Source organism: Segatella copri (assembly GCF_002224675.1).
Classification (GTDB): domain Bacteria; phylum Bacteroidota; class Bacteroidia; order Bacteroidales; family Bacteroidaceae; genus Prevotella; species Prevotella copri_U.
Map to the genome: position 1 here is coordinate 212,867 of NZ_NMPZ01000001.1, position 14,383 is coordinate 227,249.

Below are 14,383 nucleotides of genomic sequence, written 5' to 3' on the forward strand. Positions count from 1 at the left end.
TGATACCTAGCGTGCGAGGTATCTAAGAGGGTGTTCAGTATTCAGTATTCAGTTTTTTCGCGATAGTTACCCTTTCTATGGTTATAAATTATAAGTAATTATTTTATATTATATATATATATAATATACTATCTATACAGAGGGTGGTAACAAGAGCGAAAAAAACTGAATACTGAATACTGAATACGTTCCCCTATAATCGGGTATTACTTCGTAATATGCTGATTTATATCGCAAAACATAGTTTTCGATACCGCAAAAACATAGAGATGCGCCCCATAAGAAATAGAGTCCGTTTTTTAACGAAGTTTCAAATCGTAAGTGTTTTGCTGAAAATCACTCCTTATCACATGCAAAAATTTGGTAGATGCCGAAAATCTTCGTACCTTTGCACCAGCAATCGAAGGAACAGCCTATTGTGCCGAAAACCGGTCATCTATGAAGACCAGGGCGGGGCTTAAATGATGGCAGACGCCGGTCATCTATGAAGACCCAGAACCGGTCATGGTTATTCCCAGTTATTTTCATTGTATATTACTTTTTTTTTCGTATCTTTGCAACAAATTTCGTAAAAATGAGTTATTATATAATAAATAGCTAGTTATAGGATCATAAATGAATAGGAAAATCATGAAGATGAAGATAAATAAAATGAGGAAACAGTTCATCCTCTTCCTTCTGCTTGTTACGGCAGCAGGTTCAGCCTTCGCACAGACTTCCACCATGACCGATGATCAAGTGATGAGTCTGGTAGTGAGAGAGCATGAAAGGGGGTCATCAAATGCCCAGATTGTTACCAAACTGATGCAGCAGGGTGTAGATATCTCTCAGATTCGACGGGTAAGAGACAAGTATCAGCGCCAGTTGAAGCAAGGTGGGGTTACTGGTACTTCCGCCCAACTGCAAGGGAAGGAAACCTCTCGTCTTCGTACCAACAATGGTAAACACCGTGAAGATTATGGTAAGGGAATCAGCGAAGAATCGAAGAACTACAGCAACTATCGCATCACTGCACAGAAGGATGATCAGTATAAACATACTTTCGATGAGAATGACGAGGAGTATATGGATTTCCAAAACGAGATGGATGGTATCATCCCAGATACTGCGATGATGATTAAACGTCTCCTTGCTGAACGGGAAGCGAAAATCAAGAAGGTTTTCGGAAGAGACATCTTCAATAATAAGGAGTTGAGTTTCGAGCCAAATATGAATATTGCCACTCCACAGAACTATCGCTTAGGTCCTGGAGATGCGGTTATCATTGACATCTATGGCGCATCCCAGAAAACCATAGAAAGCACCGTTTCTCCTGATGGCGAAGTTACCATCGAAGGCTTTGGACCTGTATCGGTGGCTGGTTTGACCGTAGCTCAGGCAAATGCCCGACTTCGCAATACACTGGGTAGCAGATACCGTTCGAGCAAGATAAAACTCACTGTAGGACAAACCAAGACCATTATGGTCAATGTGATGGGCGAAGTAAAAACTCCAGGCACCTATACCCTATCTGCCTTTGCCACCGTTTTCCACGCACTCTATATGGCAGGAGGCACCAACGACTTGGGTACATTGCGAAACATCAAGGTTTATCGCCATAACAAACTGGTTACCGTGGTAGATATCTATGATTACATTCTCAATGGCAAACTGACCGGCAATGTACGCCTGGCAGATAATGATGTCATCGTTGTGGGAGCCTACGACTGTCTGGTTACGATTACCGGAAAGGTAAAGCGCCCGATAATTTATGAAATGAAGAAAAACGAGAGCGTGAACTCTCTTCTTAAATATGCTGGCGGATTCACAGGAGATGCTTACAAGAAATCAGTTCGCATCCATCGCAAGACTGGCAGAGACTATTCAGTATATAACGTAGAGGAATTCGATTTCTCCAGTTTCCATATCGACGACGGCGATTCTGTAAGCGTAGATTCCATTCTCCCCCGCTACAGCAACACCGTAGAAATCAAGGGAGCCGTCTTCCGACCAGGTATGTACAATCTAGGAGATCAGATCAACAGTGTCCGCACATTGGTAGAACACGCAGAGGGATTGACAGAGGATGCCTTTACGGCACGTGCCGTCATGCATCGAATGAAATCGGACAGATCGCTGGAAGTAATAGCTGTAGATATTGCAGGCGTGATGAATGGTACTGTGGCTGACATTCCACTCAGGGAAAATGATGTCCTTTTCATTCCGACAAGACAAGAAAAGATTTCAGAGAGAACGCTCACCATCCGCGGAGAAGTACAATATCCGGGAATCTATCAATATGCAGAAAATGAAACGATTGAGGATTTCGTGCTGCAGGCTGGTGGACTGACCGACAAGGCTTCAACGATTAATGTTCTGGTAAGCCGAAGAGTAAATGACGCTAAAGCCACAAAACCAGACAGCATTATAGCCAAGACCTACACGCTCGCCCTGAAAGATGGTTTCGTGGTGGATGGCACACCAGGATTCAAGCTGATGCCTTTCGATGAAGTGAGCATCCGCAAGAGCCCAGCCTATACGGAACAGCAGAACGTGATGATTGAAGGTGAAGTGATGTTTGGAGGCACCTATACCCTTGATCGCCGCAATGCCAGATTAAGCGATCTCTTCAAGAAGGCTGGAGGAAGCACAGACCAGGCATATATCAAAGGCGCCCGTCTGATGCGTAAGGCAAATGAAGCTGAAAAAACACGCATGGAGGCAGTCCTGAAAATGCAGAGAGAACAACAGCAGAAAAATCTTCTGCAGTTGGCTGCAAGCAGTAATAATGCCAGTGCCATTACCCAGACTGCAAAAGATGCGCAGAATGCTGATCTGTTGAAGTTCAGCGTTCCAGAAGAATATCCTGTAGGCATCGACTTAGCCGAAGCGCTCAAGCATCCGGGCAGTGATGCAGATATGATTTTGCGTGAGGGTGACAGGCTGATTGTTCCACAATACAATGGAACCGTGAAAATCAACGGTTCTGTGATGTACGCCAATACGGTAGCCTATGAAAAGGGCAAGAGCATTGCCAGCTACATAGATGAGGCGGGTGGATTTGCATCTGATGCCAACAAGAGCAAGGCTTATATTATCTATATGAATGGTAAGGTGGCTAAGGTTGGGCATGGAGCCAAGGCTCAACCTGGTTGCGAGATTGTTGTTCCATCCAAGATGAAACGCAAGATGACAGTGGCTGAAACCATGAGCATGGGCAGTAGTCTTTCCAGCATCGCTGCCATGATTGCAACAATTGCCAATCTCAGCAAATAATGATAATGAAAATCCAAAGAACAAAAAAGCAGGTAACGATCTTCCGTTACCTGCTTTTTTCTTATACTTTTTATACTTTTTCCTTGTTCTTTGATTATTATATGGACATTTTATTGTTGCTTCAGATACTCTGCACACATTTCTGCACATCTTTCGCCATCCACACCTGCTGAAACAATGCCACCTGCATATCCGGCACCCTCACCACATGGGAAGAGACCTTGGATACGGACATGCATCAAGGTTTCTCTGTCACGTACGATGCGGACTGGTGAAGAGGTGCGGGTCTCCATCGCAATCAGAGTTGCCTCATTGGTGAGAAAACCATGCGCATTCTTTCCAAAAGTCTTAAAGCCTTCCTGCAGGCGCTTGGAAACAAAAGATGGCATCCAGAAATGAAGCGGACTGCTGATCAAACCAGGAGCATAACTGCTTTTTGGCAAATCATAGCTCAAACGGTTGTTTACAAAATCAGCCATACGCTGAGCCGGAGCAGTCTGCTTCATATTCGCCTGCTGCCAGCACTGCTTCTCTACCCTTTCCTGGAAATGCATCATAGCCAGAGGATCCTTCAATTCCTCTTCCGACTGTACAACATCTTCAGGATGTGTCTCTACCACCATACCGGAATTACTCCAGGCAGTACCACGGTTGCTAGGACTCATACCATTCACCACCAGCTGCTCCGGACCAGTAGCTGCAGGAATCACAAAACCGCCAGGGCACATACAGAAACTATATACACCATGACCATCTACCTGAGTTACAAAACTATACTCGGCTGCAGGAAGATACTTTCCTCTGCCGTTCCTGTTGTGGTACTGTATCTGGTCAATGAGCTGGGAAGGATGCTCCAGTCGAACACCGACGGCAATACCCTTGGCTTCGATTTCAATCTTCGAAGAAGCCAGATAGCGATAGACATCCCGGGCACTATGACCTGTTGCAAGAATCACCGGTCCACGATAATTCTCCTCTGCACCTGTTGCCAGGTTAACAGCTTCAACCCCAATCACACGGTCACCTTCCAGGATAAAACGAGTCATCTTGGTCTGAAAATGCACCTCACCGCCACTATTGATAATCGTATTGCGCATATTCTCTATCACGCGAGGCAACTTATCTGTACCGATATGAGGATGGGCATCTGCAAGGATGTTCGTATTGGCACCATGCTGGCAGAAAACATTCAGAATCTTATCCACGCTACCACGCTTCTTGCTTCGGGTATAAAGCTTGCCGTCGCTATACGCTCCTGCACCACCTTCACCAAAGCAATAGTTACTCTCACTATCCACCTTCTGAGTCTTGGTGATGTTGGAAAGGTCCTTTTTACGCTCACGCACGTCCTTGCCGCGCTCCAGGACAACAGGGCGATATCCCAGCTCTATCAAACGTAAGGAAGCAAAGAGACCGCCGGGGCCCTCTCCTACCACAATGACTCTCGGACGCGAACTTACATCAGGATATTCCGTATGGACATACTGATCATCCTGAGGCATTTCATTGATATAGGCACGTACCTTCAGATTCACGAAAATGGTACGTTGGCGGGCATCAATACTGCGTTTCAGTACACGCACCTTATTCAAGGTTCTTGCATCCAATCCTTTTTCTTTAGCCAGATAGCGCTTGATACCCTCTTCATTGGCTGCCTGCTCTGGCAGAATTCTAATCTGATATTCCTGAATCATAGTTTTAATTTTGAACTTTGATATTTGAACTTTGATTTCTAAAGTGTCATTGTTGCCAACACATCAAATGTATCCAATTGATACATTGTAAATTTACCATTCTCTAAAGTAGCAAACGTTGGCACATTACCACCCTTAGGGAAGGTGATGCTACCCGTGTTGACAATAGCTTTTCCTTCGTCATTGTGAGACAGTTCCCAAAGATGCGAATGGCCATAAATCATTGCATCGTAAGGACCCTTTGGCATATTATCCTTATTGTAAATATGTCCATGGGTCAAGAGATAGCGCTTACCATTATCTACCAGCAGCGCATAGGTTTCCATAATTGGGAAGTCGAGGAGCATCTGATCTACTTCTGCATCACAGTTGCCTCTGACAGCAACTATCTTGTCAGCCAGGGCATTCAGTCGTTCCACAATCCCTTTAGGATCAATACCTTCTGGGATTCTATTACGCGGACCATAGTTGATGATGTCACCCATGATACACATCATATCACACTTTTCCTTCTCAAAGAAATCGAGAACTTTTTCCAAGGCTGGCAAGCAGCCGTGAATATCTGAGAATAATAAATACTTCATTGTGCTTATCTATATCTGTTTCTGTTTCAATTTAACATCCGCAAAAGTACGCAAATTATCCGAAACCTCCAAACTTTTCGAGAAGATTTAACGCTTTTATCATATATAATAATGTATAGAAAGTATTTTAAGCTATAAAAAACTACAAAAGAATGAAAAATACCTGCAAAATGCCACTTTTTCTTAGTTTTCTTTGGCAGTTTGCTATATATTTAGTACTTTTGCCCACAAGTTCTGCTTCGGCCCCGGTCGTTTCGGGGGGAGCATTACAATACCAACGCAAAATTCAATAACGTATGAAAGTATTAAAATTCGGCGGAACATCAGTTGGTTCCGTAAAAAGCATCCTCAGCTTGAAACGTATCGTTGAAAATGAGGCAAAGAAACAGAGTGTAGTGGTTGTCGTGAGCGCACTTGGCGGTATCACTGACAAACTCTTACAAACCTCTCAGCTTGCCCTCAAGGGTGATGAATCATGGAGAGTCGAATTCGATGCCATGGTTGATCGCCACCATAAGATGATAGATACCATCATCACCGACACAGCGGATAGAGAAAATCTTTTTAAATCAGTTGATGCCCTCTTCGAACAGTTGAAGAGCATCTACTTCGGTGTGTATCTGATTCACGACCTCAGCGAGAAGACCCAGGATGCTATCGTGAGCTATGGAGAAAGACTCAGCTCGAAGATTGTTGCCACACTGATTCGTGGTGCCAAGTGGTTTGATTCACGTAACTTCATCAAGACAGCTCGCCTCAATGGCAAGGGGAAACATACCCTCGACAGCGAGTTGACTAACAAATTGGTGAAGGATGCCTTCGCTGACCTGCCTCGCATTTCTCTCGTTCCGGGTTTCATCAGCCGTGACAAAGATACAGATCGTACCACAAACCTCGGTCGTGGTGGTAGTGACTATACGGCAGCTATCATTGCAGCAGCATTGAATGCGGAAGTCCTTGAAATCTGGACTGACGTAGATGGATTCATGACAGCCGATCCACGTGTCATCAAATCAGCTTATACGATCAACGAACTGAGTTATATTGAGGCTATGGAGCTTTGCAACTTCGGAGCAAAGGTTATCTACCCTCCAACCATCTACCCGGTTTGTGTCAACAATATCCCAATCAAGGTAAAGAATACCTTCAATCCAGATGCTCCTGGTACCATTATCAAGAATAAGATAGATAGTGACCAGAAACCTATCAAGGGTATCTCTTCTATCAATGGTACTGCGCTCATCACTGTAACCGGTCTTTCCATGGTGGGTGTCATCGGTGTAAACCGCCGTATCTTTACTGCTCTGGCTAACGAGGGTATCTCTGTATTCATGGTTTCACAGGCTTCTTCAGAGAACTCTACATCTATCGGTGTACGAGAGCAGGATGTAGATGAAGCAATCAACGTATTGAACCGCGAATTCCACAATGAGATTGCAGATGGAGCCATGTATCCTATGCATGCAGAAACCGGACTTGCTACCATTGCCATCGTGGGTGAGAACATGAAGCATGCTGCAGGTATTGCCGGTAAACTCTTCGGTACACTGGGTAGAAGCGGTATTTCTGTCATTGCATGTGCTCAGGGTGCTTCTGAGACCAACATCTCTTTTGTTGTCAAGAGCGATTACTTGAGAAAGTCACTCAACGTATTGCACGACAGTTTCTTCCTTTCAGAATATAAGGTTCTCAACCTCTTTATCTGTGGTGTAGGTACCGTAGGCGGAAAATTGATTGAACAGATCAAAAAGCAGTCGGCAGACTTGATGGAACGCAGCAAGTTGAAGTTGAATGTTGTGGGTATTGCTTCTTCCAAGAACGCCATCTTCAATCGTGAGGGACTCGACCTGGAGAACTATCAGGCAGAACTGAAGAATTCCTTGCCTAGTACACCGGAACTCCTTCGCGATACCATCCTCGCCATGAATATCTTTAATAGCGTATTCGTAGATTGTACAGCAAGCAAGGATGTTGCAGCCTTATACCAGAGTCTTCTGGAGCATAACGTAAGTGTGATTGCAGCCAACAAGATAGCAGCTTCAAGCGAATATGAGAACTACGAGAAGTTGAAGAAGACTGCCATTCAGCGTGGTGTATTCTTCCGCTTCGAAACGAATGTGGGTGCAGGTCTTCCTATCATCGGAACCATCAACGACCTTCGAAATTCCGGAGATAAAATCCTTAAGATAGAGGCGGTTCTCTCAGGAACGCTCAACTTTATCTTTAATGCCATTTCAAGTGTTGTTCCATTCTCTGAGACTGTGAAACTGGCAAAGGAGAAGGGTTACAGTGAGCCAGATCCACGTATCGACCTCAGTGGCATGGATGTCATCAGAAAGCTTGTCATCCTCTCCCGTGAGGCTGGATATCGTGTAGAACAGGAAGATGTAGAAAAGAATCTTTTTGTACCTAACTCTTTCTTCAAGGGTAGCATTGATGACTTCTGGAAGAAACTGCCACAGCTCGATGCCGACTTTGAGGCTAAGCGCAAGACTCTGGATATGGAGCACAAACGCTGGCGCTTCGTTGCCACCCTTGACAAGGGAAAGACCAGTGTAGGTCTGCAGGCTGTAGGTCCTGAGCACCCATTCTACAATCTGGAAGGTTCCAACAATATCGTATTGCTCACCACAGAGCGCTACAAGGAATACCCTATGATGATTCAGGGATATGGTGCCGGTGCCAGCGTAACAGCAGCCGGTGTCTTTGCCAACATCATGAGTATTGCCAACGTTTAATTTCACCGTATCAATCAATAAAGGATAACAATTATGAAGCATATTATTATTTTAGGCGATGGCATGGCCGACCACCCAGTAGAAAGACTGGGTGGAAAGACCTTGCTTCAATACGCCCATACACCATATATGGATATGCTTGCCAAGAAAGGCAAGACTGGAAGACTCATTACTGTACCCGACGGTTTTCTGCCTGGTTCAGAGGTAGCCAACAGCTCTATCATGGGTTACGACCAGAATGAGGTTTACGAAGGACGTGGTCCACTGGAGGCAGCCAGCATCGGCTACGAGTTGAAGCCAACCGACCTGGCGCTTCGCTGCAACATCATCAACGTGCAGGATGGCAAGATCATTACGCACAATGGTGGTAACCTGGAGACAGAAGATGCTGATGTACTCATCAAGTATCTCAATGAAACCCTGGGAAAGGACTATCCTGATGTAGAATTCGTAACAGGTATCCAGTATCGCCATCTGCTCGTGGTGCATCATGGCAACAAGCACATAGAATGTGCTCCACCTCATGATCATCCTAACGAGAACTGGCATGATTTGCTCGTAAAACCTATCCTGCCGGAATCAGAAATAGAAGAGGGACATATCTCATGCAGCGATACAGCCGCTCTTCTGAACGAGTTGATTATCAAGAGTAAGGAACTCCTGGAAAATCATCCTTTCAATATAGAACGCAAGAAGCGTGGCGAGCGTATGGCAAACCTGATCTGGCCTTGGGGCGGTGGTTACCGTCCACACATGCTGACTCTTTCGCAGATGTATCCTCAAATCAAGAAGGGCTCTGTGATCTCTGCCGTTGACCTGATTCGTGGTATCGGTCATTATGCTGGTCTTCGCAACATCATCGTAGAGGGCGCTACAGGCCTTTCTGATACGAATTACGAAGGCAAGGCTGCAGCAGCTATCCAGGCTTTGAAGGATGGAGACGACTTTGTCTATGTCCATGTGGAAGCAAGTGATGAGGCAGGTCATGATGGTGATTTGGAATTAAAGCTCAAGACTATCGAATATCTCGACCAGCGCTTGATCAAACCTATCGTTGATGAGGTGAACACATGGATAGAACCTGTCTGCATTTCGGTTTTGCCAGACCATCCTACCCCAGTGGAGGTCCGTACTCACGTGAAGGAACCAGTTCCTTTCCTCATCTACTATCCAGGTATCGAACCTGATCAGGTAGAGGAATACGATGAGGTGAGTTGCGTAAGCGGTAGCTATGGATTGCTCCAGCTGCAAGACTTCATGAAAGTCTTTATGGCAATCAATTAAAAAATAACAACTTAATGATAGTTATCCGAAAGCTAATCATCAAGTTCAAAGTTCAAATCTCAAAGTTCAAAGTAAAAATGAAATATTATTCAACAAATAAGAAAGCACCGATCGCCGATTTACACAAGGCGGTAGTTAAAGGTTTGGCAGAAGACCGTGGTCTCTATATGCCGGAAATCATCAAGAAGTTGCCACAGGACTTCTTCGACCATATCGAGAAGCTGAGCTTCCAGGAAATTGCATACCAGGTAGCTGATGCCTTCTTCGGCGAGGATGTAGATGCAGATTCTCTGAAGAAGATAGTATATGATACCTTGGCATTCGACTGCCCTGTTGTAGAGGTAGAGCCAAATATCTACTCTTTGGAATTGTTCCATGGCCCTACTCTCGCCTTCAAGGATGTAGGTGCCCGTTTCATGGCTCGCCTGCTCCAGTACTTCGTTCGTCAGGAAGGTAAAGAGGAAGTCAACGTTCTCGTAGCAACATCGGGTGATACAGGTTCTGCCGTTGCCAATGGTTTCCTCGGTGTAGAGGGAATCCACGTTTACGTGCTTTATCCAAAGGGCAAGGTGAGCAAGATTCAGGAGAGCCAGTTCACTACCCTCGGTCAGAACATCACAGCCCTTGAGGTAGATGGCGTTTTCGATGACTGCCAGGCGCTGGTTAAGTCTGCGTTCATGGACGAGGTGTTAAACAAGCACATGAAGTTGACTTCTGCCAACTCTATCAATGTAGCCCGCTTCCTGCCTCAGGCATTCTACTATTTCAATGCATACGCCCGCATGAAGGAGAAGGGCTTGGCAGACAAGCTGGTCATCTGCGTACCTAGCGGTAACTTCGGTAACATCACAGCCGGACTCTTCGGTCATGAAATGGGCTTGCCAATCCATCGTTTCATCGCTGCCAACAATGCCAATGATATCTTCTATGAGTATCTCCAGACCGGCAAATATAATCCACAGCCTAGCAAGCAGACCATAGCCAATGCTATGGACGTGGGTGATCCTTCAAACTTTGCCCGCATCTATGACCTCTACAAGGGTAATCACGATGCCATCGCTGCATACATCAGCGGAGCTACCTACAAGGATGAGCAGATAGCAGACACGATGAAGAAGTGCTATAATGAGACCAAGTATGTACTTGATCCTCACGGAGCTTGTGGCTATCAGGCTTTAAAGGAACAGTTGAAGCCAGGTGAGGTCGGTGTATTCCTGGAGACTGCTCACCCAGCCAAGTTCAAGGAGAAGGTGGATAGCATCCTCGGAACCGACATCGAAATTCCTGCACGTCTTGCAGAATTCATGAAGGGTGAGAAGAAGAGCATCCAGATGACCAAGGACTTTGCATCATTCAAGAATTATTTGATGAACGAATAAGTATGAAAATCGTTATCTTAGACGGCTATGCAGCTAATCCAGGAGATTTGGATTACCATCTCCTGGAACAGCTTGGCGAGGTAGTGGTTTATCCCCGCACTTCTGATGAAGAAAAAGTGGAACGTGCCAAGGATGCAGACATCATCTTGTTGAACAAGGTACAGATGGATGCAGAAACATTGGCACAGCTTCCTAACTTGAAGTACATCGGAATCCAGGCTACTGGTTTCAATGTAGTGGATATAGCTGCTGCCAAGAAACAAGGTATCATCGTTACCAACATCCCAGCCTATAGCACGGATAGTGTGGCACAGATGACCTTTGCCCTCATTCTCGCTGTTACCAACCGTGTAGAACATTACACTCAGGAAAATAGAAACGAGCGATGGGCTTACAACAAGGATTTCTGCTATTGGGATACCCCTTTAATGGAACTTGCAGGCAAAAAGCTTGGCATTATGGGATTGGGCAACATCGGTATGAAGGTTGCAAATATCGCCCGCCAGTTCGGTATGGACGTTTGCGCCTGCACCAGCAAAAACTCTAGCGACCTTCCTGAATGGATTCAAAAGGTCAGCAAGGATGGACTGCTTGCCACAAGTGATATTCTCACCCTGCATTGTCCTCTCTCAGATGATACCTATCACCTTATAAATAAGGAGAATATCGAAAAGATGAAGGATACGGCCATTCTGGTGAATACCGGTCGCGGACCATTGGTAGATGAAGAGGCTGTTGCAAAGGCTTTGCACGACCAGAAACTCGGTGCTTATTGTGCGGACGTGATGAGTCAGGAACCACCTTCTAAAGAGAATCCTCTTTTTAAGGAGCCTAATGCCTATCTCACTCCTCACATTGCCTGGGCTACCTTTGAGGCTCGCAAGCGCTTGAATAGCCAGGTAGCTGCCAACGTAAAGGCTTTTCTTGAGGGAAACCCAATTAATGTGGTGAACCCATAAATTGTATATTTATTTCGATAAAATAAGTAAACCGCTTATTCCCTAGATTTTATGGGGGGATAAGCGGTTTCATCAGCTGGATTACTGGAACCTATCGTCTTCTTACCAGAATATAGATGATAACAGGTGCACCAAAAAGAGGAGTAACGGCATTGAGCGGAACGATTCCCCCATCTGATGGCAGTGAACAGAGAAGATTACATAGAAGGGCAATAGCCGCCCCCATCAGCATTGTAACTGGCAGAAGCTGTCGATGATTTTCCGTACCAACCAGCAGACGTGCTATATGAGGAGTGGCAAGTCCAATAAAGGCTATAGGACCACAAAAGGCAGTAACTACTGCAGTAAGCATACCGGTTATGATGAGCAGGGCTATTCGAAGTTTCCTGATAGGAAAACCTAGATTCTCCGCATATTGCTCCCCCAACAGCATTGCATTAAGCGGCTTGATGAGTAAAAGGGAGACCAATAGACCGAGGATGGCAAATGGCACAAACCATCTCACCTCGTCCATAGAAACATTGCCGAAACTTCCCATTCCCCATATCAGATAGGATTTCACACCTTCTGCCGTACTGAAGAAATTCAATAACGAGATGGCGCTGCTGGCAAGATAACCTACCATCAAACCGATAATAAGAAGGACTGTATGACTTCTAACAATGGCAGAAAAAGCTGTGATGATTCCCATCACCAGCATTGCACCTGCAAAGGCTGACACCAGAATAGCCATGAATCCACCAATAGCATAACCACATTCTTCATCCAGAAAACCCAGACAGAGATTATTCAGACTAATGTTGCCTCCAAAGGCTAACATAACGATGGCAACAGCCAATCCTGCTCCACTGCTGATTCCAAAAACATCCGGTCCTGCCAGAGGATTACGGAAAGCTGTCTGGAGCAGTAAACCGCTTGTGGCAAGAGCTGCACCAGAAAGCAAAGCCGTGATGGCCTGCGGAAGACGCGATTCGAGGATAATATAGCCATAAGTATCAGAGACAGCCTGATTCCCCGTCAATGCACCTACCACCTCCCTGTATGGAATGCTGACGCTACCCCATATCAAATTACCGAAGAACAGCAGAACGATGGCAACCACCAGGACAATAGAGATAATGACCTTGTTCATGGTTTCTATTGTAATTGACGATGATAGAATCTCAAAGCTCCCAACATTCTGATATCCTTTGCATACTTCGAGAACTTAGCGTGATCAGCAGGATGTGAAAGGAGGATAAACTCACGAAGCAGGATTTCAGGATGAAAACTGGTGAGTTCAAAATAGGGCTCTGTACTGGTGTCCACTTCGTAAATCTGCGGATTGGCAAAGCAATGAAGAGCTTTGTAGCCATCATACTCCTGAAGCAATTGGGCACGTGTTAATGGTGCACCGCCGAAATACTTGAATGCCCAGACATCAATATCTTTGCCTTTTGAAAGAATCTGCTCAGGACTCATCGCAAGACTTCCACTATGCGAATCGTCTTCAAAGACATAACGGGCGTTGGCATCCTTTAACAAAATACCTATAGTACTCTGTCCTCCAGGTACATACCATACGCTTCCCGTTTTTCTTTCGGTCAACACCGACAGACCTTGCGGCAACTTCTTGGCAACAGCCTTCAGCTGCTGATAATCCTGTTCTATGCGCGTAAAGAGCGAGTCCGCATTCTTATCAAAAAGCATCCCATAAAACTTCATCCATTCTGCTCTCCCCAATGGCGAAGTCTCCATATAATCGGCAGCTTCAATGATGGGAATATGAAGTTTATCCAACTTACCATACCCTCCGCTGTTCTCGAAAGGAGAAACCAGGAGAGCCTCCGGCTTCAAGGAGATGATACGTTCAATATCCGGTTGCATGCTGGAACCACAATCCACCACTCTCTTCCTGATATCTGGAATATTGATATAATTCATATCACATACGCCACTAATGGCATTCTTGCAACCCAGTTCATACATCAGCTGACAATGAGGTCCCGTGAAGACCACGCTGCTAGTTACCGGGGTACGGACCGTATCAGTAGCGCATCTGGCAGATGATGAACGGCGCTTGGCAAGTTGGGTTACCGTTTCATTACCCTCTTTCCCTTTAGGCACCAGAATGTAGCGATGCAGAAGAGTTCCCTCTTTCCAAGGATTGGCAAGAATCACCTCAGTATATTCTTCTCCGTGCTTCACCATCGTGAGATGCTGCGCATACTTTAACGGGATGGTATCCCCTGCATCCATATTATCTCCAGCCTGCGTCTTACCCATCTGGCAGGATGCAAAAAGAGAAGCTAGCCCCAAGAACAAAGCTGACTTAAAAATCCTATGATTGATAAATATCTGTTTCATCGTTAAACATAATTATAAAATCCGTCTGCAAAAGTACAAAGAAAAAATAAGGCAGACAAGTTTTCTGCAAAAAAAAATGCTCCGGGAAAGTATTGGAACCTTTCCCGGAGCAATAATCATTATTTCTAAAAGAGTTCAGGCAAT

Annotated in this window: 9 protein-coding genes; 5 read left to right on the forward strand and 4 right to left on the reverse strand. The window is 45.3% G+C overall.

Annotated elements, in window-relative coordinates; all coding sequences use genetic code 11:
• The first annotated feature begins 651 nt into the window (after positions 1-651).
• Positions 652-3,255: an SLBB domain-containing protein gene (locus tag CFT61_RS00900; protein ID WP_089542809.1), complete on the forward strand. Its 2,604-nt coding sequence runs from the start codon at positions 652-654 to the stop codon at positions 3,253-3,255.
• Positions 3,256-3,365: 110 nt separating this feature from the next.
• Here CFT61_RS00900 and CFT61_RS00905 read toward each other — a convergent pair whose 3' ends face one another.
• The gene (locus CFT61_RS00905) at positions 3,366-4,949 is read right to left on the reverse strand and encodes an NAD(P)/FAD-dependent oxidoreductase (protein ID WP_089542615.1); all 1,584 of its coding nucleotides are present in this window, start codon (positions 4,947-4,949) and stop codon (positions 3,366-3,368) included.
• A 38-nt stretch (positions 4,950-4,987) separates the two neighbouring features.
• Positions 4,988-5,533, reverse strand: coding sequence for a phosphodiesterase (gene yfcE / locus CFT61_RS00910; RefSeq protein WP_089542616.1), 546 nt, complete (start codon positions 5,531-5,533; stop codon positions 4,988-4,990).
• A 296-nt stretch (positions 5,534-5,829) separates the two neighbouring features.
• Here yfcE and thrA point away from each other — a divergent pair, with 296 nt between their 5' ends.
• The 4 genes from thrA to CFT61_RS00930 all read left to right on the forward strand — a co-directional run bounded on the left by thrA (position 5,830) and on the right by CFT61_RS00930 (position 11,893).
• Complete coding sequence (gene thrA / locus CFT61_RS00915) at positions 5,830-8,271, forward strand: bifunctional aspartate kinase/homoserine dehydrogenase I (RefSeq protein WP_089542617.1); 2,442 nt, start codon at positions 5,830-5,832, stop codon at positions 8,269-8,271.
• A gap of 33 nt (positions 8,272-8,304) precedes the next feature.
• On the forward strand, positions 8,305-9,555 hold the full coding sequence (locus tag CFT61_RS00920) for a cofactor-independent phosphoglycerate mutase (RefSeq protein ID WP_089542618.1): 1,251 nt from the start codon (positions 8,305-8,307) through the stop codon (positions 9,553-9,555).
• A 77-nt stretch (positions 9,556-9,632) separates the two neighbouring features.
• Positions 9,633-10,934, forward strand: a complete 1,302-nt coding sequence (gene thrC, locus CFT61_RS00925) for a threonine synthase (RefSeq protein WP_089542810.1) — start codon at positions 9,633-9,635, stop codon at positions 10,932-10,934.
• A 2-nt stretch (positions 10,935-10,936) separates the two neighbouring features.
• Positions 10,937-11,893 carry a D-2-hydroxyacid dehydrogenase gene (locus CFT61_RS00930; RefSeq protein ID WP_089542619.1) on the forward strand — a complete coding sequence of 319 codons (957 nt, stop codon included), beginning with the start codon at positions 10,937-10,939 and terminating at the stop codon, positions 11,891-11,893.
• A gap of 91 nt (positions 11,894-11,984) precedes the next feature.
• Here CFT61_RS00930 and CFT61_RS00935 read toward each other — a convergent pair whose 3' ends face one another.
• Both CFT61_RS00935 and CFT61_RS00940 read right to left on the reverse strand, forming a co-directional pair.
• Positions 11,985-13,025, reverse strand: coding sequence for an iron ABC transporter permease (locus tag CFT61_RS00935; protein ID WP_089542620.1), 1,041 nt, complete (start codon positions 13,023-13,025; stop codon positions 11,985-11,987).
• A gap of 5 nt (positions 13,026-13,030) precedes the next feature.
• Positions 13,031-14,239 carry an ABC transporter substrate-binding protein gene (locus tag CFT61_RS00940; RefSeq protein WP_089542621.1) on the reverse strand — a complete coding sequence of 403 codons (1,209 nt, stop codon included), beginning with the start codon at positions 14,237-14,239 and terminating at the stop codon, positions 13,031-13,033.
• Positions 14,240-14,383 lie beyond the last annotated feature (144 nt).